Genomic DNA, 19,603 nt, shown 5'->3' on the forward strand with positions numbered 1-19,603 from the left:
GGCGATCCCGATCACGGAAGACAGAATGCCTAGGTTTGCCTGGACCGAAGCTGAAGTGCGCTTGCAGCGACTGTTCAGCTTTCCGCCTTGCTGGCGGCCTCCGGAGCCGCGCGGATGTAGCCACGCGAGATCAAACGGCTACGCTCGCGGGTCCGCCGCTCGGCGTCCATCAGGTCGGACAGGGCGTCAGCGATCGCGCAGCGGAGCGCGATACCGGCATCGCCACCGGCAATGCCGAGATAGGCGCGGCTGATCGCGTCTACCGGGCAGCCATGATCCGTCTGTGCGGCAATCGCCTGGGTCAGCATCAGGGTCTCCTTCGTTGCGCGCGGAACGAAGGAAGAACAAGTCAGAAGGGTTAACGTTTCGTCAACGCCCCGTCGGCTCCGTTGGAATGGCCCGTCGACCCTGTGGATAACGGGCATCCGTCTCTACGTGGGCTGTGGATAGAGCGGTTCACTCCAGCAGACCGGGCAGGCGCTGGCCGGTCTCGGGAATCGGATAACGTGCCACGTTCAGCTCCATGGCGAGTAAGGTAAAGTAACCAGAGCGCATCGTTTCACTCCCAGATTGTTGGGAGCAGGTTCGCGCCGACTTGCGGTGCCCACCAGAGTGCAACGCCCCGATCGGTATCGATCGCGCGGCGGCGTCATACGCATCGGCCAAGTGATCGGCCAAGTGGTTGCACCTCGCGCCCAGCCGGGCCATCAGCGAGGCGATGGCCGGTCCCGTTACCGCACTGCCGATCGAGGCGGTGCTCCCCGAACTGCGCGACGCGCTCGCCGACCGGAACGCCGCCGTGCTGGTGGCACCGCCCGGCGCCGGTAAGACCACACGCGTTCCCCTCGATTTGCTCGACGCGCCCTGGCTCGCCGGGCGCAAGATCATCCTGCTGGAACCGCGCCGCCTCGCGGCCAGGGCCGCGGCCGCCCGGATGGCGCAGTCGCTCGGCGAGCCGGTGGGCGGGACGGTCGGCCTGCGGGTCCGGCTCGGCTCGAAGATCTCGGCGAAGACCCGGATCGAGGTGGTGACCGAGGGCGTGTTCACGCGCATGATCCTCGAAGATCCGGAGCTTGCGAGCGTCGGCGCGGTCCTATTCGACGAATTCCACGAGCGCTCCCTCGACGCCGATCTCGGTCTGGCCTTCGCGCGCGATGCGCAGAGCGGGCTGCGAGAGGACCTGCGGATCCTGGTCATGTCGGCAACCCTGGATGGCGCCCGGGTCGCACGGCTGCTCGGCGACGCCCCGGTTGTAACCTCCGAGGGCCGGGCTTTCCCGGTGGAGACCCGCTACGCGGAGCGCGATCCGAATCGGCGGATCGAAGATTCGGTCGCCGAGGTGACGTTGCGCGCGCTCCGAGCGGATCCTGGCTCGGTGCTGGTGTTCCTGCCGGGCCAGGCCGAGATCCGCAGGACTCACGATCTTCTCGCCGAAAAAGTCGGGCCGGAGGTGCAGCTGGCCCCGCTCTACGGTGCGCTCACCCCGGCCGAGCAGGACCGCGCTGTCGCGCCGGCGCCTCCAGGCACCCGCAAGGTCGTGCTAGCCACCAGCATCGCCGAGACCTCGCTGACCATCGAGGGCGTCCGGATCGTGGTCGATTCCGGCCTCGCCCGGGTGCCGGTCTACGAGCCGGGACTCGGCCTGACCCGGCTGGTCACCGCCCGGGCGTCGCGCGCCTCCGTGGATCAGCGCCGGGGTCGCGCCGGACGGACCGAGCCGGGCCTGTGCTGGCGGCTCTGGTCGGAGGCCGGCACCAGCGCGCTCGAACCCTTCACCAGGCCCGAGATCCTGTCGGCCGACCTCGCCGGGCTGCTGCTCGATTGCGCTGCCTGGGGCGTCACCGATCCGCGCACGCTCAACTTCCTCGACCCGCCCCCCGCCGCCGCGCTCACGGAGGCCCGCACCATGCTCGGCGCCCTTGGGGCGCTCGATGGCGACGGGCGGCTCACCGAGATCGGCACGCGGCTGCGCGCCCTGCCGCTGCCGCCCCGGCTCGCCCGGATGGTGTCGGTGGCGGCGGGGATCGACCAGGCGCGGGCCGCCGCCGACCTCGCGGCGGTGCTGGTGGAGCGCGGTCTCGGCGGCGACGGCATCGACCTCGGCGAGCGGGTCGAGCGCTTCCGTAGGGACCGGGGCGGCCGGGCCGCGGACATGCGTCGCCTTGCCGAGAACTGGGCGCGGATCGCCGGCGGCGCCCAGCAGGACGACCGCGAGGCGGCCGGCCCGCTGCTGGCACTGGCCTATCCGGACCGGGTTGCCCGCACCCGGGGCCGGGAGGGCGAGTTCGTCATGGCCAGCGGCCGCGCCGGCCGGCTCGATCCGGCGAGCCCGCTCGCCCGGGACACCTACCTGGTGATCGCCGACCTCGTAGGCGCCGCCGGCAATGCCCGCATCCTGGCCGCCGCCGCGATCGGTGCCGAGGCGATCGAGCGGCTCTTCGCCGATCGGATCGAGGCCCGCACTGAGGTGACCTTCGATCCGCAGGCCGCCGCCCTGCGCGCCCGGGCGGTCCGGCGCCTGGGCGCGGTCAGTCTCGGGGAGCGGCCGCTGCCGGTCCCGGCCGAGCCGGACTTCGCCGCGATCCTCACCCGCGGCATCGTCGGGCTCGGCCTCGATCGCCTGCCCTGGACCACCGGCCTGTCGCAATGGCGCGCCCGCGTGCAATTCCTGCGCGCCGCCGAGGGCGGGGATTGGCCGGACCTGTCCGACGCCGCGCTGGCCGAGAGCGCCGAGACCTGGCTGGCTCCCGCCCTCATCGGCCGCAATGCGCTGGCCGCCATCACCGCAGACGACCTCGCCGGTGCCCTGCAGAACCTGCTGCCCTGGCAACTGCGCGGCCGGCTCGATTCCGAGGCGCCGACCCATGTCGAGGTGCCAACCGGTTCGCGCATCCCGGTCGACTACACCGAAGCCGAACCGGTCCTGGCCGTCCGGGTGCAGGAGCTGTTCGGCCTCGATCGGCACCCGACCGCCGGCGGCCGGCCCCTCGTCCTGCACCTGTTGTCGCCGGCCCATCGTCCGATCCAGATTACCCGGGATCTGCCGGGCTTCTGGCGCGGTTCCTGGGCGGCGGTGCGGGCGGAGATGCGCGGGCGCTATCTGCGCCACCCATGGCCGGAGGATCCGCTGGCCGAGGCGCCGACCCGACGCGCCAAGCCACGCGGGACGTAAGATCCGGCACCGGCCAACCCCCACGACAGGACGCACGCGCGCCGATGACGACCGACCCGAAAGATTTCAATCCCGCGTTCGAGGGCTGGACGGCGGTGGAGGACAAGGGCTTCATCGCCCATGTCGGCCCGCTGCATGTTCGCGACGCCGACGGCGCCTACGCGTTCCGGGCAGAGCAGAAGCACGCCAACCTGATCGGCGTTGTGCATGGCGGCATGCTGATGAGCTTCGCCGACCGAGCGCTGGGCGAGACCGCGATGCGGGCTGCCGACGGCGCCAATTGCGTCACGATTCAGCTCGAGATGAAGTTCATCGATGTCGGCCGCCTCGGCGACTGGATCGAGGTGCACCCGCAGGTGGTCAAGCGCACCGGCTCCCTGGTGTTCATGCGCGGCGATGTCCGGGAAGGCACGCGCTTGGTGGCGTCGGCCGATGGCGTCTGGAAGATCCTACGGCGCAAACCTGGTTGATCCCAAGATCGCCCTCGCCATACTGCCGCGACGCCAAACGTTAGATCGACGATCGGTCGGCACACGGGGAGGAAAATCATGCGTCAATTGCGCATTAATGTGGCCGAGACCAAATTCAGGGTGCCAAGTCGGCGCGCGATACTTGCCGGAGCCGGCGCTGTTCTGGCTTTCGCCACAAGAGCCGTCGCCCAGCCCGAACCAGCGAGCACCGTGACCAATCCGCCCCGGGATTTCCGGCCCGGTGCGTCGCCGACAACCTACTTCACCGATCCTGACGTGATCACGATCGATCCGTCCTTCGAGCGCTACATCGTTCCCAACAGCGCCATCCGCCGCCTGTGGACCGGCGCGCTCTGGGCCGAAGGGCCGGCCTGGAACGGCCTCGGCCGCTTCCTGATCTGGAGCGATATTCCGAACGACCGACAGATGCGGTGGCTGGAGGAAGACGGCCATGTCAGCGTCTTCCGCAGCCACAGCGGCAATTCCAACGGCAACACCTTCGATCGCCAGGGCCGGCAGATCTCCTGCGAGCACATCACCCGGCGGGTGGTGCGCTACGAGCTCGACGGTTCCGCCACGATCCTGGCGGACAGCTTCGACGGAAAGCCGTTCAATTCGCCGAACGACGTCGAACAGCACGCCGACGGGTCGTACTGGTTCACCGATCCGCCCTATGGCGGCCTCCTCTACGAGGGGCTTCCGGACGAGGCTGGCGGCCCCTCGAACCCGCAGGGCCGCCTCAACCCGCGTCTCGGCCAGCCGGCGGGCCTCCGGACCAGCCAGCGCGCGCTCCCCAGCGCCCTCTACCGCATCGATCCGACCGGTCGAATCGACCAGGTGCTCACCGACGCGCAGGTGCCGAACCCGAACGGCCTGTGCTTCTCGCCCGATCACGAGACGCTCTACCTCTCGTCCACCGGCAAGGGCCCGGGCGATACCGGTCCCGGCGGCAAGGGCGAAATCTACGCGTTCGATGTCGGCACCGGTGCCATCCTCTCGAACCAGCGGAGATTCTCGGACTGCGTCGTCGACGGCGTGAAATGCAGTCCTGACGGAATGCGGGTCGATGTCGACGGCAATGTCTGGTCGGCGAGCAATGCCGGCCGGGCGGTCGGCTACAACGGCGTCACGGTCTGGAACCCGCAGGGCAAGCTGATCGGCCGCATTCGCCTGCCGGAGGTGTGCGGCAACCTCACCTTCGGCGGCCCGAAGCGGAATCGCCTGTTCATGACCGCCAGCCAATCGCTCTACGCGGTCTACGTGAACACGCAGGGTGCAGGACCGGCCTAAGGATTGGCGGGTCGGCCTCGGCCTGGGGCAACAGGAGAGGCCACCCGGCCATGGTTGCGGCGCCTCCGGGGCGCTATCTATCGCCGGCATGAGCGACGATCCCGCCCCCGACCCGACCCTGAGCCGCCTGAGCGCGGCACTGGGCGATCTGCCCAAGCGCGGGCCGCCGCCGGTGGAGACCTGGAATCCACCCTATTGCGGCCCCATCGACATCCGCATCGCCGCCGACGGCACCTGGCACCACAACGGTTCGCCGATCCGCCGGGAGAAGATGGTCAAGCTGTTCGCCACCATCCTGCGGCGCGAGCCGGATGGGCAAGTCGTGCTGGTCACCCCGGTGGAGAGCGTCGGCATCACCGTGGAGGATGCCGCCTTCATCGCGGTGGAGATGGCGGTCGACGGGACGGGGGAGGGCAGGCGGATCTCGTTCCGGACCAATGTCGACGACCTCGTGAGCGTCGATTCCGAGCACGCCCTGCGCTTCGAGCAGGGTCCGGACGGGGCGTTGAAGCCCTATCTCCACGTCCGCCGCGGGCTCTGGGCCCTGGTGACCCGTGCGCTCACCTACGATCTGGTCGATCTCGCCGAGGAACGGGTGATCGACGGGCGGCCATGGCTCGGCCTCTGGGCGGGTGGAACCTTCCATACGCTCGCACAGGCCGAGGCCGCGTGAGCGACACGCTGGCCGATTTTCTCATCCGGGCCGCGTCCCACCTGGCCCCGGACCCGCCCGGCCCGGGCCAACCGCCCTCGAATCCGCGAGGCGACCACAGCCTCGACCCGGATGGCAGCGCGGTGATCCCGCCGCCCCCGCATCGACGGGCCGCGGTTCTGGTACCGGTGGTGTTCCGGCCGAACGGCCCGTGGCTGGTGCTGACCCAGCGCGCGGCCAATCTGCGCGATCATTCCGGGCAGGTCGCGCTGCCCGGCGGCAAGATCGATCCGGCCGATCCCGGGCCGGCAGACGCGGCCCTGCGAGAGGCGCACGAGGAGATCGGGCTTGCGCCCGAATCTGTGCGCCTGCTCGGCTATCTCGACCCCTACCTGTCCGGGACCGGCTTCCTGGTGACCCCGGTGATCGGTGTCGTGCCGCCGGAGGCCAGCTTCACCCCGAATCCCGCCGAGGTCGCGGACGTCTTCGAGGTGCCGCTGTCCGTTCTGATGGATCGGGACCGCTACGTGCTGCACGCCCGGGTCTGGCAGGGGCGGCCACGCCGGTACTATGCCCTGACGTTCGAGGATCGGCTGATCTGGGGCGTCACCGCCGGGATTCTGAACAACCTCCGGGAGCGCCTATACCCGGAGACAAAAGCATGATGCGGCAACGCGGAATCGGGTTTTTCGGGGCTCTCATGCGATGACAGAGGGGTCGATCCGGCTGTCCTTCGCGAACGATAGCCCGTCGCTCCAACGCTGACCCCGAGGGATAAGGCTACCCACACCCATGCTGCGCCGCCTCATCGAAGAGTTCGGCCTCTTCCTCATCCCCTTCGTGCTATTCGTGGTCTACCTTCTGCTGGTCGGCCGCAACCCGCTGCGGCGGGTGCATTGGGATCCGCATATCGTCCGCCTGGTGCTGGCCGGCCTCGCCGTGGTGATCGGCACGCTGGTCTACGAGGGCCTGTTCTCGGAGCGCCGGGCCGGCGGCTACGTTCCGACCCACATGGAGAACGGCCGCCTCGTGCCGGGTGAATTCAAGTGACGCAGCCGCTCAACCACGGCGCTTTGACGGCCTTGCTTGCGCAACCCGGCGTACATCACGCGCTCGCGGCCCTGGATGCATCGAACGCGGAAACCCGCCTTGTCGGTGGCTGCGTGCGGGATGCGCTTCTGGGCAAGCCATCCGCCGATATCGACCTCGCGACCACGCTCCTACCAGAGGCAGTGATGGCCGCTGCCCGCGCGGTGCCGGGCCTGAAGGCGGTGCCAACGGGGATCGAGCACGGCACGATCACCCTCATCACCGAGCAAGGGCCGATCGAGGTCACCACCCTCCGCGAAGATGTCGAGACCGACGGGCGCCACGCCGTCGTGCGCTTCGGTACCGATTTCGCCAGGGATGCAGAGCGGCGCGACTTTACCGTCAACGCGCTCTCGCTTGGGGCCGACGGGCGCCTGCATGACACGGTCGGGGGCCTCGCCGATCTCGAAGTGGGACGGATCCGGTTCATCGGGGATCCGGCAACCCGTATCCGCGAGGATGCCTTGCGGATTCTGCGCTTCTTCCGCTTCCATGCACGTTTCGGCGCCGGGCAGCCGGATGAGGCGGCGCTCATCGCCTGCGTCGCCGCCCGGGACGCGCTGGACCAACTGTCGCGCGAGCGAGTCCGGTCGGAATTTCTCAAGCTGCTGGACGCCCAGGGCGGTCTCGCGATGGTCCGTACCCTGAGTGCCACCGGTCTGCTTCAGCAGATCACAGGCGGCGTCGCCGAGTTCGGGCGGCTGGATCGAGCAATGGCCGCTTCGCTCGCGCCCGTGATGCGACTCGCGGCGCTTTCGGTGGGTGGTCGGCACGATGCCGACCGCCTGCGCGACCGACTGCGCCTGTCGAACCCGGAACATGCAACGCTGACTGGCTACGCCGACGCGCTCGCGGACCTTCACGGCCGCGCGGCGATCAGTTCGGTGGCGGCGCGAGCCCTCGCAGCCGTGCATGGCCTGTCCTTGATCACCGAGACGCTGGCGATCCTGGCCGGCGAGCCGAGGCCCGTTCTGGATGATGAGGCTCGGCAGGCGCTTGCGACGCTAGGCGGGGAAGGGGGAGCACCGCGCTTTCCGCTGGCGGGAGCGGCGCTGGTGGCGGCGGGCCTGGCAGCCGGGCCGGCGATCGGCCGGGGCCTGGCCGCAGCTCGGGCTTTCTGGCTCGAGCGCGGATGCCCGACCGGCGCGGAGGCGCGGGCCGAGCTGCTCAGGCGCGCGCTGGACGGCGCTCGCCAGACGAAACCTTAAAGCTTGAGGAGCGCCTTGGTCTCTTGGAGCTGGACGATCTGACCGTTCAGATCTTCCCGCTTCTGCAGATCCTCGGTGGCGTCGCGCTGCAACTCGGCCGCTTCGATATCCCGGTCGAGGGATTCGTGGGTCAGCTCCTCGATCGGCGCGGCGCGCTCGGCGAGGACGGTGACGGCGGTCGGGCCGATATCAGCGAAGCCGCCACGGACGTAGATCCGCTTGCCGCTGCCCTGGCTCTCGGTGATCACGATGACACCGACCCGCAGGGAGGTCAGGACCGGGGCATGGCCCGGCATCACGGTCATCTCGCCCTCGGTTCCAGGCAGCTGAACGGCGGTCACTTCGCCGGAATACAGCGTCCGCTCAGGGCCGACGAAATCGAAGTGGAAGGTGGCCATCGGTCTCTAGCTTCCCGAACCCGCAACGTGCGCTCCTCCCCCTTGCGGGGAGAAGGTGGAGGTGGGGGTGGTGCAGACGGCACCGAAACGCTCAAGCCTGAACCACCCCCACCCCCGACCCCTCCCCGCAAGGGGGAGGGAAGGGAGCAGCTTACGCCGCCTTCAGCTTCTTGGCCTTCTCCTGGGCCTGCTCGATGGTGCCGACCATGTAGAAGGCGGCCTCCGGCAGGTCGTCGTAGTCGCCGTTCACCAGGCCTTTGAAGCCCTTGATGGTGTCTTCCAGCGGCACCTGCACGCCCGGCGAACCGGTGAACACCTCGGCCACCGTGAAGGGCTGTGAGAAGAAGCGCTCGATCTTGCGGGCACGGGCGACGGTGAGCTTATCCTCCTCGGACAGCTCGTCCATGCCCAGGATCGCGATGATGTCCTGGAGGGCCTTGTAGCGCTGCAGCGTCTGCTGGACGCGGCGGGCGACGTCGTAATGCTCCTCGCCGAGGATCGCCGGCGACAACATGCGCGAGGTCGAGTCCAGCGGATCCACCGCCGGGTAGATGCCCTTCTCGGCGATCGAGCGCGACAGCACGGTCGTGGCGTCGAGGTGGGCGAAGGACGCGGCGGGCGCCGGGTCGGTCAGATCGTCGGCCGGCACGTAGATGGCCTGGACGGAGGTGATCGAACCCTTGGTGGTGGTGGTGATGCGCTCCTGGAGGGCGCCCATGTCGGTGGCGAGCGTCGGCTGGTAGCCCACCGCCGACGGGATGCGACCGAGCAGAGCCGACACCTCGGAGCCCGCCTGGGTGAAGCGGAAGATGTTGTCCACGAAGAACAGCACGTCCTGGCCCTCGTCGCGGAACTGCTCCGCAATGGTCAAGCCGGTGAGCGCCACACGGGACCGGGCGCCGGGGGACTCGTTCATCTGGCCATAGACCAGGGCGCACTTGGAGCCCTCGGCCGAGCCGCCATGCTCCTTCGGGTCGACGTTCACCTTGGACTCGATCATCTCGTGATAGAGATCGTTGCCCTCGCGGGTGCGCTCGCCGACGCCGGCGAACACGGAATAGCCGGAGTGCACCTTGGCGATGTTGTTGATTAGCTCCATGATCAGAACGGTCTTGCCGACGCCGGGGCCGCCGAACAGGCCGACCTTACCGCCCTTGGAGTAGGGGGCCAGCAAATCAACGACCTTGATGCCGGTGACGAGGATCTGCGCCTCGGTCGACTGATCGGCATAGGACGGGGCCGGCTGGTGAATGGCGCGGTAGGTATCGCACACCACCGGGCCGAGCTCGTCGATCGGCTCGCCGATGACGTTCATGATCCGGCCCAGGGTGTTCATGCCCACCGGCACCTTGATCGGCTCACCGGTATCCGTGCATTCCTGACCGCGAGTCAGGCCCTCGGACGTGTCCATGGCGATGCAGCGCACGGTGCTTTCGCCGAGCTGCTGGGCGACCTCAAGAACGAGGCGGGCGCCGTTGTTCCTGGTCTCCAGGGCGTTGAGGATTTCGGGCAGATGCCCGTCGAACTGAACGTCGACCACGGGGCCGATGACCTGGGTGATCTTACCGACCTTGTTGGAGCCGGCGCCGGGGAGTGCGGTGTTCGCCATCGTAAACCTACCCTTCAAGCTGTGCGTTCAGGTCGCGGAGCCTCAGAGGGCTTCCGCGCCCGAGATGATCTCGATGAGTTCTTTGGTGATCATGGCCTGACGCGTCCGGTTGTAGATCAGCGTCTGCTTCTTGATCATCTCGCCCGCATTGCGGGTGGCCGAGTCCATGGCGCTCATGCGCGCACCCTGCTCGGACGCGGCGTTTTCCAAAAGCGCGCGATAGACCTGCACCGTGAGGTTCTTCGGAAGCAGCGTCTCGAGGATCGCCTCTTCGGAAGGCTCGAATTCCAGGGCCGCGTTGCCGAGCGTGGCCTTCGCGGAGGTATCCACCGCCGGAAGCTCCGCCGGGATCAAGCGCTGCGCAGTTGGGACCTGCGAGATCACTGATCGGAACTCCGAATAGAAGAGGGTCGCGACGTCGAACTCGCCGGCCTCGAAACGCACCAGGATCTTGTTGGCGATCTCTGCGGCGAACTCGTAATCGACCGGGCGGTTGCCACGAATATCCATGCTCTCGACGATCTGGTCGCGGTAGAGGCGGCGCAGCTGGTCGTTGCCCTTCTTGCCGACCGTCATGATCTTGACGGTCTTGCCCTCGGAAGTAAGCTTCAAGATGTATTCCCGGACCGCCAAGCGGACGATCGAGGAGTTGAAAGCGCCGCACAGGCCGCGATCGCCGGTGCAGACGACCAAGAGGTGGGTCTGCTCAGCACCCGTGCCTGACAGCAGCTTCGGGGCGCCGACGCCGCCGACCAGATTTCCGGCAAGGTTGCCGAGCACCTGAGCCATCTTCTCGGCGAACGGACGCCCGGCCTCGGCGGCCATCTGCGCCCGGCGCAGCTTGGCCGCAGCGACCATCTGCATGGCCTTGGTGATCTTCTGCGTCGCCTTCACCGAGGTGATGCGGTTGCGCAGGTCCTTCAAACTCGCCATCGGGCCGCGTCCAGATCCGTTCCAGGGCCTCTCCTCCCCCATGCGGGGAGGAGCCGAAGGTGGGGGTCGTGCCGGGTCTGGCCGCCGACGGTGCAATCAACGCCAGACCCACCCCAAACCCTCCCCACCGGCGGCAGGGAGGTCACTAGGGTACGCGTCCGATCAGTTGCCGATCGACTTGGCCACGCCCTCAACCACGCTCTTCAGCTTGCCGGCGCTCTCGTCCGACAGGTCCTTCGAGGTGGCGATGGCGTTGAGCAGGTCCTGATGCTTCGTGCGCAGCGTGCTGAGCAGGCTGTCCTCGAAGGCGCGGATCTTGCTGACCGGGAGCTTGTCCAAGTAGCCGTTCACGCCGGCGTAGATCACCGCAACCTGCTCTTCCATCTTCAGCGGCGAGAATTGCGGCTGCTTCAGGAGTTCGGTCAGCCGCGAGCCGCGGTTCAGGAGCTGTTGGGTCGAGGCGTCGAGGTCAGATCCGAACTGCGCGAAGGCCGCCATCTCGCGGTACTGCGCCAGCTCGCCCTTGATCTTGCCGGCGACCTTTTTCATCGCCTTGGTCTGGGCCGAGGAGCCCACCCGCGACACCGAGAGGCCGACGTTCACCGCCGGGCGGATGCCCTGGTAGAACAGGTCGGTCTCGAGGAAGATCTGGCCGTCGGTGATCGAGATCACGTTGGTCGGGATATAGGCCGACACGTCGTTGGCCTGGGTCTCGATGACCGGCAGGGCGGTCAGCGAGCCGTTGCCGGCGGCGTCGCCCATCTTGGCGGCGCGCTCCAGCAGGCGGCTGTGGAGGTAGAACACGTCACCCGGATAGGCCTCGCGGCCCGGCGGGCGGCGCAGCAGCAGCGACATCTGACGGTAAGCAACGGCCTGCTTGGACAGGTCGTCATACACGATCACGGCGTGCATGCCGTTATCGCGGAAATACTCGCCCATGGCGCAGCCGGCGAACGGCGCGATGAACTGCATCGGCGCGGCGTCCGAAGCGGTGGCCGCGATGACGATGGAGTATTCCAGGGCGCCCTGGTCCTCGAGCACCTTCACGAACTGGGCGACCGTGGAGCGCTTCTGACCGATGGCGACGTAGATGCAGTAAAGCTTCGACTTCTCGTCGCCGCCCGCGGCGTGGCCGGGCTTCTGGTTGAGGATGGTGTCGAGAGCGATGGCGGTCTTGCCGGTCTGGCGATCGCCGATGATCAGCTCGCGCTGGCCGCGGCCGACCGGGATCAGGGCATCGATCGCCTTCAGGCCCGTGGCCATCGGCTCGTGCACCGACTTGCGCGGGATGATGCCCGGCGCCTTCACGTCGACGCGGCGACGCTCGGTCGAGGCGATCGGGCCCTTGCCGTCGATCGGGTTGCCGAGGCCATCGACCACACGGCCGAGCAGACCCTTGCCGACCGGCACGTCCACGATGGCGCCGGTGCGCTTGACGGTCTGGCCTTCCTTGATCTCACGGTCAGAGCCGAAGATGACGATGCCGACGTTGTCCTGCTCGAGGTTGAGCGCCATGCCGCGCACCCCCGACTCGAACTCGACCATCTCGCCGGCCTGAACGTTGTCGAGACCATAGGCGCGGGCGATGCCGTCACCGACGGACAAGACCTGACCAACCTCGGAAACCTCGGCCTCTTCACCGAAGTTCTTGATCTGATCCTTCAGGATCGCGGAGATCTCGGCGGCGCGGATGTCCATACTCGGGCCTCTGTCGCTAAATCGTCAGTGCATGTTCGGATCGGATGCGGCGCGCTTACTGCGCGGTCCGCATCGCGAGGCGGATACCATTAAGCTTGGTCTTGAGGGACGCGTCGATCATGCGCGAGCCCATCCGAACGACGAGACCGCCGATCAGGCTCGGATCGACGACGAGGTCGAGATCGACATCCGCCTTTGCGATGTCGCGGAGCGACGCCTTGATCTCCTCGATCAACGCGTCGGACGGCCGTTCGGCCACTCGAACCTCGGCGCGCACGACGCCCTTCGAGTCCTGAACCAACGACCGGAAGGCCCTGATCATGCCCGGCAGGGCGAACAGACGCCGATTCGAGGCCGCAAGGCGGATGAAGTTGCCGGCCAGACCACCGATCCCAGCGCGCTCAAGGACAGCGCCGATGGCGGCTGTCTGCTCGACGGGGGTGAAAGCCGGGCTGCGGACGAGGCGGCGCAGGTCCGCACTCTCCTTCAGCAGGGCATCGAATTGATTGAGAGCCTCGGCGACCGCGTCGACCTGGCGCTCGTCACGCGCGAGCTCGAAAAGGGCGGAAGCGTACCGGCCCGCCACGCCTGCGATCAGGGGACCAGCCTCGGAACCGTTCTGCGCCACCCGTCGCTCTCTTCTCTGTTGCCCGCCCGATCCGCGCGCTCCGGCCGGGAACGCGGTGCGGATCTCGTTCGGGACGTGGGATCGCGCCAGCAACGGGAACGGTCGAGAACCAGCCCTTGTGGCGCGGCGACCGCCTAGCATGCCAGCATGGCCGCACGCAACACGGGCCGGCACGGCTCTGCGCGATACGGCGGCGGAAGTGTGACGCGATCGGCCTCAGCAGGCGAGCCGATCGCATCGCCGGGTGCTGGCGATCATCTTCGCCATGGCGTTGGCACCCGGATGGCCGAGGATGCCGCTGTTGCCAAGAACGTAGGACGGCGTTGCGTAAAGGCCGAGATCGGCCGCCATCCGCATCTGACCCTTGAGCGCCAGCCGGACCTCCTCGCTGTCGGCAATCTCCTCGACCTCCGCCTGCTGGATGCCGAGCGCGGCCGCGGCCGTCAGTGCGCCGGGCCCGTCGATGCGGCCAGGCTTGCTCAACAGGGTCCGGTAGAAATTCCAGGCGGCGGCCGAGCCGAGCTTGCGCTGGACGGCCAGCATCACCTTGGCCGCCTGAGCGGATTGCGGCGACAGGATCGGGTTGTTGACGAGGCCGATGCGCAGATCCGGATCGGAGTCTTGGAGGGCGACGACGTCGGCTGCGGCTTTACGGCAGTAGGGACAGTTGAAGTCGAAAAACTCGTAGAGCGTGGTCTGGCCCTCGCGCGGGCCGGCATAGGTGACGCCGCGCAGGCCCGGGATCTGCCCGGTGATCTCCCCCGGCAGGATCGAGTTCGCGACTGGCCTCCCATCGTCGCCGGTGACCGCGACGCGCTGGCCGTAGGATTGCGCGGCGGCACGCCCCGGTCCGGCAGCCAGGGAAGCGCCGGCGGCGATCGCGAGGAGGTGACGACGGGACAGCGTCATGAAAGTGTCCGGGATAAAAAATCGGTTTGGCCGAGACTGAGCCGGCCTGCGGGGTCGCGTCACGGTGATGGCGCAGGTCCGTGAACGCCGCCCTACCGGATCCCGGCCGGACGGTCGCCCACCGCCCAGGCCAAGGCCTGTTCCAGGCGGTCGTTGCCCCAGAACAGCTCGCCGTCATCGGCCAGGAAAGTCGGGGCGCCGTAGATGCCGCGGGAGCGCGCCTCCTCGACGCTGACCCGCAGCCGGGTCTTGTTAGCCTCGCCGGCGGCGGCGCGCACGGTCTGGGTCCCATCCAGACCCAGCGAATCGAGGATTTCGACCACGGCGGTCGGCTCGGCGATGGAGCGGCCCTCGGCGAAGCTCGCGGAAAAGACCGCCTTCGAGAACGGCACCAGCCAATCCTGGTCGTGGCCGTAGACCGCCGCCCGCACCGCGCTGAGGCTGTTCTGGGGAAACTGCGCCGGCCGGGTCAGCGGCGGCAGCCCGAGCCGGGCGGCCTCCCGCTCCACGTCGCGCCACATGTTCTTGCCCTTGGCCGGGTAGAGGTTGAAGGGCGAGGTGGTCCAGCCCTGCGACGCGAACAGCGGCCCGACCAGGAACGGCCGCCAGCGTACCGCGACCCCGGCCTCGGCCGCGGCGGCCTCGATCCGCATCGCCGCGAGGTACGAATACGAGGAGGCGAATTCGTACCAGAACTCCAGGGTTGGCTGGCGCGCCATGGACTTGGCTTCTCCGATGCTCTTCGTGCGGCCGGGATCAGGCAATGCCCGCGCCGCGCCGTGCCTGACACGGCCGCAAGGCCGTCATGAGGCGAAACGCTGTCGATCGTCCGGCAACAGGCTACGCGCGAAGCGGCACGCCGGTTGCAGGCCGATGACACCCGCGATAAGCCGCCGACACCCTGCACCAGTTCCGGAACCAGCATGTCCGATCCCGCGAAGAGCCCCGTGAAGAAGGTGGTGCTGGCCTATTCCGGCGGCCTGGACACCTCGATCATCCTGAAGTGGCTGCAGACCACCTACGGCTGCGAGGTCATCACCTTCACGGCCGATCTCGGCCAGGGTGAAGAGCTGGAGCCGGCCCGCCGCAAGGCCGAGCTGCTGGGGATCAAGCCCGAGAACATCTTCATCGAGGATCTGCGCGAGGAGTTCGTGCGGGACTACGTGTTCCCGATGTTCCGCGCCAACGCCGTCTACGAGGGCGTGTACCTGCTCGGCACCTCGATCGCGCGACCGCTGATCGCCAAGAAGCAGATCGAGATCGCCGAGCGGCTCGGGGCCGACGCGGTCTGCCACGGCGCCACAGGCAAGGGCAACGACCAGGTCCGGTTCGAGCTCGGCTATTACGCGCTCAAGCCCGACGTGACGGTGATCGCCCCCTGGCGCGAGTGGGACCTGCGCTCGCGCGAGCAGCTGATCGCCTTCGCCGAGCAGCACCAGATCCCGATCGCCAAGGACAAGCGCGGCGAGAGCCCGTTCTCGGTGGACGCCAACCTCCTGCACGCCTCCTCGGAGGGCAAGGTGCTGGAAGATCCGGCGGTGGAAGTGCCCGACTATGTCTTCTCCCGGACGATCTCGCCCGAGCAGGCGCCGGACACGCCGACCATCGTCACGATCGGCTTCGAGAAGGGCGACGCGGTCTCGATCGACGGCGAAAAGCTCTCGCCCGCGAGCCTTCTGGCCAAGCTCAACCAGCTCGGCCACGACAACGGCATTGGCCGGCTCGACCTCGTCGAGAACCGCTTCGTCGGCATGAAGAGCCGCGGCATGTACGAGACGCCGGGCGGTACGATCCTGCTGCCGGCCCACCGGGCGATCGAGTCGATCACGCTGGACCGGGGTGCGGCCCACCTCAAGGACCAGCTGATGCCGCAATACGCGGAGCTGATCTACAACGGCTTCTGGTTCTCGCCCGAGCGCGAGATGATCCAGGCGCTGATCGACAAGAGCCAGGAGAAGGTCACCGGCACGGTGCGGCTGAAGCTCTACAAGGGCGGCGTCCACGTGATCGGCCGCGAGAGCCCGCACTCGCTCTACGACCAGGACCTCGTGACCTTCGAGGAGGGCGCCGTCGCCTACGACCACCGCGACGCGGCGGGCTTCATCAAGCTCAACGCGCTCCGGCTGCGCACCCTGGCGCAGCGCAAGAAGCGGGACGCCTGAGCGTCCCCCGGGGGCCCGCGCTCAGGCGGGCTCCCACACCGACGCGGCGTTCCGGCGGTAGGTGCCGGGCCCGAGATCCGCGTAGCGCAGAAAGATCTGGAAGGCCGGCTGCATCTCGCGGTGAAGCCGGACCAGGCTGTCCGGATCAGCCGTCCCATCCAGATGGCGGCCCATGTCGAGGGTGTACGCTTCCGTCCCGCCATAGGGCCGCTCCGGGTCGATGCGCGGAACGCCGTGATCGTCGTCCCATATGTGGTTGAGCCGCGGGATCAGCGCGAGGTGATCCTCCGTCACCGCGAAGGTGATGTGCTCGGGCGTCTCGCCGGTGGCGGCATCCCGGAAGACGTCGGTGATCGCCGCGCAATCCAGCTTGGCGAGCGGGTTGTGGTACTGGTAGCGGCCGGGCTTGAGCTTGGCGTTCTGCGAAAAAACGGCGATCCCATCCTCCAGCGCCCGATGCTCCTCCTCGGCACCGTCATCGTCTCCCGTCACGTTCGCGATGTCGCCGTCCCGGTCCCGGCTGCCGTAGGGCGCCTCCGGGTGGATCATCGGCGCGCCGGGCTCGGCGCCGTTCCAGGCGACCACCATCCGGCGGATCAGGGCGATGCGCTCGAGGGTGAGGTCATAGACGGCGTCGTTCATAATCGGTGGGTCCCAGGTGTCGCGGATCTGGCGCCCCTCTTACAGAGCCGATTCGGCGGCTGCTACCGCCTGCAATCCGCTTGCATCCGTGTGCGGTCCGATCAACCTGTATCGGGTCCGGATGTCGCGAGTCGGGGACGCCCATGGCTGGTTCGGTTATATGACGGCGCGGGGCGATCGGCCCGAGCGGCGCAATCCCGCACTGCCGCAAACCGGCATGCGCCTCCTGGACCGATACCTGCCGACCTACCAGTTCAGCGAGACGCATGCCTGCCGGGTGGCCGCCGAACCGGCCTCGATCCTCGACAGCGTCGTCGCCTATCGCCCGGACCCGGACCGGTTCTTCCGGTTCATGATCGGCCTGCGGGAACTTCCGATGCGCCTCCTCCATGAGCCGGAGGCAACGTGGGCGCCGTTCGGCTTCCACGAGTTCACGGTGCTCGACCGAAGCGAGACCGAGATCGTCTACGGCTTGATCGGCCGGTTCTGGCGCCCGGATTTCGGCCTGGAGCCGATCAATGACGGCGACGCTTTCCTGGCGTTCGACGCGCCCCAAGCGGCCAAGCTCGCCCTGGCCTTCACGGCGCAGCGCGATCCCGACGGCCGGACCCGGCTCATCGCCGAGACGCGCGTGTCCTGCGCGAGCCGCGCCGCGTGCCTGAAATTCACGCCCTACTGGCTCCTGATCCGCCCGGTCAGCGGCCTCGTTCGCCGCCGTTCCCTCGCGTCAATCAAGAGCGCCAGCGAGCGGACAGCGCGCGGCCAAACGTAAAAGAATTACCGTCGCAGGCAGCCCGTGAGCCCCTCGATCTGACCCATCATCGCCTGGATCTGTGCGGCGCGGCGGCGGACGCCGGGGGAGGGACGGCCGGCGCTGCGGGTGATTGGGTTCGGCAGGACGGCGGCCAGCAGCGCCGCCTCGCTTCGGCTCAAGCGGCTGGCATCCTTTCCGAACCAGTGGCGGCTCGCCGCCTGCGCGCCGTAGATCCCATCGCCCCATTCGGCGACGTTGAGATAAATCTCCATCATCCGCCGCTTGCCCCAGAGAGCGTCGAGCGCAAGCGCGAGCGGAATCTCGAAGGCTTTCCGGATGTAGGACCGGCCCGGCCATAGGAAGACGTTCTTCACGGTCTGCATGGCGATGGTCGAAGCGCCCCGGCTCGGCGAATCCTCATCCTCCACGACTTCGCGGATCGCGCCGAAATCGACGCCGTAATCCAGGCAGAAGCGTTGGTCCTCCGAGGCGATCACCGCCTGCGGCAGCACCGGCGCGATCGACGCCAGCGGCACCGGATCCCGGCTCACAGGCTGAAGCGTCAACCACCGCCCAAGCATCAGGGTCGACGGCGGCGTCACCGCGCTATAGACGAGCGCCAGCGTGAGCGTGAAAACGAATCCGACGGCGGGGAGCAACAGCAGCGCTCCCACGATCCGGCGCACACGGCGGGAGCGCCTCGGGCGAGCGCGCGGCAGGTCGCGTGGGTGCACGCGAGACGCCGCGGTCCGCCTGGGTCCGGTTCGGTCGAACTTGATTTCGTCTCCGCGCAAAGCGACGCCCGATTGATTTCGCCAGGCCAAGACCGGACGCAGCGCCCGATGACCTCGACTTCCTCAACGCAGGCTCAGACCGGTTCGGTCAAGGCTGGCACACCCGCCTCCGAGTTTTCCCACAGGCTGGCGCAGGTCGCCGAGACGGTCGAGACCTTCCTGGTCGATCGTCTCGGACCGGAGGTCGGCCCCGGCGAGATCGCCCGACCGCCACGTCTGATGGAAGCGATGCGCCACGCCGTGCTGGGCGGCGGCAAGCGCCTGCGCCCGTTCCTCGCCATCGAGACCGCCCGGATGCTGGGCGGCTCCGAGGCCGCGGCACTGGCGGCCGGCGCCGGAGTCGAGCTCGTGCATTGCTACAGCCTCGTGCATGACGACCTGCCAGCCATGGACGACGACGACATGCGTCGCGGCAAGCCGACGGTGCACAAGGCCTATGACGAGGCGACCGCGATCCTGGTCGGCGACGCCCTTCAAACGCTGGCCTTCGAGATCGTGGCCGATCCGACCTGGCAGCCGGACGCGCGGATCCGGGCCGACCTGGTGCTCGGGCTGGCCCGCGCCTCCGGTCTCGGCGGCATGGTCGGTGGTCAGCTCCTCGACCTCACCGCCGAGGGGCGATTCGGTGCGGCCAACATGGATGTGGATGACACCCTGCGGATGCAGGCGATGAAGACCGGGGCCATCCTGGCCTTCTCGGTGGAAGCCGGCGCGATCGTCGGCGGCGCCGACGAGGGGCAGCGGGCGGCGCTGCTGCGCTACGGGCTGGCGCTCGGCCAGGCCTTCCAGATCGCCGACGACATCCTCGACCGGGAAGCCTCCCCGGAGGCGATGGGCAAGGCCACCGGCAAGGACAAGGATGCCGGCAAGGCCACGCTGGTCGACCGCCTCGGCCTCGACGGCGCCCGGGCCGAATGCGACCGCTTGGTCGGCGTCTGTGAGGACGCGGTGGCGCTCTGGGGCGAGAAGGCGCGCACCCTCCGGGATGCGGCCCGATTCACGGTCGCGCGCAAGACCTGAGCGACACGGGGCCGTCTCGGACCCATGCTCCTAGGGCAGGGCATGGCCGGATCGCGACAATTGAACGGGTCGGTTTGACCGACCCGCAAGGGCACAGCCTCGATTGTCGGGCATGCCCTCCTGTCCGTCCCTCTCCCGCATCCTGGCCGCCGGCTCGGGGCTCGGCGGGCTCGGT

Annotated in this window: 20 protein-coding genes; 10 read left to right on the top strand and 10 right to left on the bottom strand. The window is 68.3% G+C overall.

Translation table 11 applies throughout. The features are described 5' to 3' along the window. Positions 1 to 74: 74 nt before the first annotated feature. Positions 75 to 308 carry a hypothetical protein gene (locus tag AO398_RS02750; protein ID WP_058190451.1) on the bottom strand — a complete coding sequence of 78 codons (234 nt, stop codon included), beginning with the start codon at positions 306 to 308 and terminating at the stop codon, positions 75 to 77. A 410-nt stretch (positions 309 to 718) separates the two neighbouring features. Between AO398_RS02750 and hrpB the strand changes: the two genes are divergently transcribed. The 7 genes from hrpB (at position 719) to AO398_RS02785 (ending at position 7,881) form a co-directional block, all read left to right on the top strand. Continuing rightward, on the top strand, positions 719 to 3,172 hold the full coding sequence (hrpB, locus tag AO398_RS02755; RefSeq protein ID WP_058190606.1) for an ATP-dependent helicase HrpB: 2,454 nt from the start codon (positions 719 to 721) through the stop codon (positions 3,170 to 3,172). Positions 3,173 to 3,216: 44 nt separating this feature from the next. Beyond that, positions 3,217 to 3,642, top strand: a complete 426-nt coding sequence (locus tag AO398_RS02760) for a PaaI family thioesterase (protein WP_058190452.1) — start codon at positions 3,217 to 3,219, stop codon at positions 3,640 to 3,642. Between the two features lie 78 nt (positions 3,643 to 3,720). Continuing rightward, entirely contained in the window at positions 3,721 to 4,932 is a 1,212-nt protein-coding gene (locus AO398_RS02765) for an SMP-30/gluconolactonase/LRE family protein (RefSeq protein WP_058190453.1), read from the top strand. Between the two features lie 88 nt (positions 4,933 to 5,020). Next, entirely contained in the window at positions 5,021 to 5,605 is a 585-nt protein-coding gene (locus AO398_RS02770) for a DUF1285 domain-containing protein (protein WP_058190454.1), read from the top strand. Continuing rightward, positions 5,602 to 6,249, top strand: coding sequence for a CoA pyrophosphatase (locus tag AO398_RS02775; protein WP_058190455.1), 648 nt, complete (start codon positions 5,602 to 5,604; stop codon positions 6,247 to 6,249). The genes AO398_RS02770 and AO398_RS02775 overlap by 4 nt, the downstream gene beginning before the upstream one ends. Before the next feature lie 127 nt (positions 6,250 to 6,376). Next, complete coding sequence (locus AO398_RS02780) at positions 6,377 to 6,634, top strand: DUF6111 family protein (RefSeq protein WP_058190456.1); 258 nt, start codon at positions 6,377 to 6,379, stop codon at positions 6,632 to 6,634. Next, complete coding sequence (locus AO398_RS02785; protein ID WP_058190457.1) at positions 6,631 to 7,881, top strand: CCA tRNA nucleotidyltransferase; 1,251 nt, start codon at positions 6,631 to 6,633, stop codon at positions 7,879 to 7,881. Before AO398_RS02780 ends, AO398_RS02785 begins: the two co-directional genes overlap by 4 nt. Here AO398_RS02785 and AO398_RS02790 read toward each other — a convergent pair. The 7 genes from AO398_RS02790 to AO398_RS02820 all read right to left on the bottom strand — a co-directional run bounded on the left by AO398_RS02790 (position 7,878) and on the right by AO398_RS02820 (position 14,775). Beyond that, on the bottom strand, positions 7,878 to 8,279 hold the full coding sequence (locus AO398_RS02790; protein WP_058190458.1) for a F0F1 ATP synthase subunit epsilon: 402 nt from the start codon (positions 8,277 to 8,279) through the stop codon (positions 7,878 to 7,880). The genes AO398_RS02785 and AO398_RS02790 overlap by 4 nt on opposite strands. Before the next feature lie 151 nt (positions 8,280 to 8,430). After that, on the bottom strand, positions 8,431 to 9,888 hold the full coding sequence (gene atpD, locus AO398_RS02795; protein WP_058190459.1) for a F0F1 ATP synthase subunit beta: 1,458 nt from the start codon (positions 9,886 to 9,888) through the stop codon (positions 8,431 to 8,433). Between the two features lie 42 nt (positions 9,889 to 9,930). After that, a complete protein-coding gene (locus AO398_RS02800; protein WP_058190460.1) occupies positions 9,931 to 10,821 on the bottom strand; it encodes a F0F1 ATP synthase subunit gamma in 891 nt (296 codons plus the stop codon). A gap of 162 nt (positions 10,822 to 10,983) precedes the next feature. Next, positions 10,984 to 12,519, bottom strand: a complete 1,536-nt coding sequence (atpA, locus tag AO398_RS02805) for a F0F1 ATP synthase subunit alpha (protein ID WP_058190461.1) — start codon at positions 12,517 to 12,519, stop codon at positions 10,984 to 10,986. A 55-nt stretch (positions 12,520 to 12,574) separates the two neighbouring features. Next, positions 12,575 to 13,147, bottom strand: a complete 573-nt coding sequence (locus tag AO398_RS02810) for a F0F1 ATP synthase subunit delta (RefSeq protein ID WP_058190462.1) — start codon at positions 13,145 to 13,147, stop codon at positions 12,575 to 12,577. 216 nt (positions 13,148 to 13,363) lie between these two features. Continuing rightward, entirely contained in the window at positions 13,364 to 14,056 is a 693-nt protein-coding gene (locus tag AO398_RS02815) for a DsbA family protein (RefSeq protein ID WP_058190463.1), read from the bottom strand. 92 nt (positions 14,057 to 14,148) lie between these two features. After that, positions 14,149 to 14,775, bottom strand: coding sequence for a 2-hydroxychromene-2-carboxylate isomerase (locus tag AO398_RS02820; protein ID WP_058190464.1), 627 nt, complete (start codon positions 14,773 to 14,775; stop codon positions 14,149 to 14,151). Positions 14,776 to 14,979: 204 nt separating this feature from the next. Between AO398_RS02820 and AO398_RS02825 the strand changes: the two genes are divergently transcribed. Then, positions 14,980 to 16,218: an argininosuccinate synthase gene (locus AO398_RS02825; protein ID WP_058190465.1), complete on the top strand. Its 1,239-nt coding sequence runs from the start codon at positions 14,980 to 14,982 to the stop codon at positions 16,216 to 16,218. A gap of 21 nt (positions 16,219 to 16,239) precedes the next feature. On the opposite strand, the gene AO398_RS02830 is transcribed toward AO398_RS02825, so the two are convergent. After that, complete coding sequence (locus AO398_RS02830) at positions 16,240 to 16,860, bottom strand: hypothetical protein (RefSeq protein WP_058190466.1); 621 nt, start codon at positions 16,858 to 16,860, stop codon at positions 16,240 to 16,242. 217 nt (positions 16,861 to 17,077) lie between these two features. Here AO398_RS02830 and AO398_RS02835 point away from each other — a divergent pair, with 217 nt between their 5' ends. Beyond that, positions 17,078 to 17,632 (top strand): hypothetical protein, encoded by a 555-nt coding sequence (locus tag AO398_RS02835; protein WP_058190607.1) that lies wholly within the window; start codon positions 17,078 to 17,080, stop codon positions 17,630 to 17,632. Between the two features lie 5 nt (positions 17,633 to 17,637). Here the strand turns inward: AO398_RS02835 and mtgA are convergent, their stop codons facing one another. Then, a complete protein-coding gene (gene mtgA, locus AO398_RS02840; RefSeq protein ID WP_058190608.1) occupies positions 17,638 to 18,288 on the bottom strand; it encodes a monofunctional biosynthetic peptidoglycan transglycosylase in 651 nt (216 codons plus the stop codon). Positions 18,289 to 18,456: 168 nt separating this feature from the next. On the opposite strand from mtgA, the gene AO398_RS02845 reads away from it, so the two are divergent. After that, entirely contained in the window at positions 18,457 to 19,428 is a 972-nt protein-coding gene (locus AO398_RS02845) for a polyprenyl synthetase family protein (RefSeq protein WP_058190467.1), read from the top strand. Positions 19,429 to 19,603 lie beyond the last annotated feature (175 nt).

The organism is Methylobacterium sp. GXS13, assembly GCF_001455965.1.
GTDB lineage: Bacteria > Pseudomonadota > Alphaproteobacteria > Rhizobiales > Beijerinckiaceae > Methylobacterium.

Excerpts from the sequence above, each read along its gene's own strand:
- AO398_RS02835 (WP_058190607.1), top strand. The coding sequence starts at position 17,078 with ATGCGCCTCCTGGACCGATACCTGCCGACCTACCAGTTCAGCGAGACG.
- atpD (WP_058190459.1), bottom strand. The coding sequence starts at position 9,888 with ATGGCGAACACCGCACTCCCCGGCGCCGGCTCCAACAAGGTCGGTAAG.
- AO398_RS02790 (WP_058190458.1), bottom strand. The coding sequence starts at position 8,279 with ATGGCCACCTTCCACTTCGATTTCGTCGGCCCTGAGCGGACGCTGTAT.
- hrpB (WP_058190606.1), top strand. The coding sequence starts at position 719 with ATGGCCGGTCCCGTTACCGCACTGCCGATCGAGGCGGTGCTCCCCGAA.
- AO398_RS02830 (WP_058190466.1), bottom strand. The coding sequence starts at position 16,860 with ATGAACGACGCCGTCTATGACCTCACCCTCGAGCGCATCGCCCTGATC.
- AO398_RS02780 (WP_058190456.1), top strand. The coding sequence starts at position 6,377 with ATGCTGCGCCGCCTCATCGAAGAGTTCGGCCTCTTCCTCATCCCCTTC.
- AO398_RS02765 (WP_058190453.1), top strand. The coding sequence starts at position 3,721 with ATGCGTCAATTGCGCATTAATGTGGCCGAGACCAAATTCAGGGTGCCA.
- AO398_RS02820 (WP_058190464.1), bottom strand. The coding sequence starts at position 14,775 with ATGGCGCGCCAGCCAACCCTGGAGTTCTGGTACGAATTCGCCTCCTCG.
- AO398_RS02825 (WP_058190465.1), top strand. The coding sequence starts at position 14,980 with ATGTCCGATCCCGCGAAGAGCCCCGTGAAGAAGGTGGTGCTGGCCTAT.
- atpA (WP_058190461.1), bottom strand. The coding sequence starts at position 12,519 with ATGGACATCCGCGCCGCCGAGATCTCCGCGATCCTGAAGGATCAGATC.
- AO398_RS02750 (WP_058190451.1), bottom strand. The coding sequence starts at position 308 with ATGCTGACCCAGGCGATTGCCGCACAGACGGATCATGGCTGCCCGGTA.
- AO398_RS02770 (WP_058190454.1), top strand. The coding sequence starts at position 5,021 with ATGAGCGACGATCCCGCCCCCGACCCGACCCTGAGCCGCCTGAGCGCG.
- AO398_RS02800 (WP_058190460.1), bottom strand. The coding sequence starts at position 10,821 with ATGGCGAGTTTGAAGGACCTGCGCAACCGCATCACCTCGGTGAAGGCG.
- AO398_RS02845 (WP_058190467.1), top strand. The coding sequence starts at position 18,457 with ATGACCTCGACTTCCTCAACGCAGGCTCAGACCGGTTCGGTCAAGGCT.
- AO398_RS02760 (WP_058190452.1), top strand. The coding sequence starts at position 3,217 with ATGACGACCGACCCGAAAGATTTCAATCCCGCGTTCGAGGGCTGGACG.
- AO398_RS02815 (WP_058190463.1), bottom strand. The coding sequence starts at position 14,056 with ATGACGCTGTCCCGTCGTCACCTCCTCGCGATCGCCGCCGGCGCTTCC.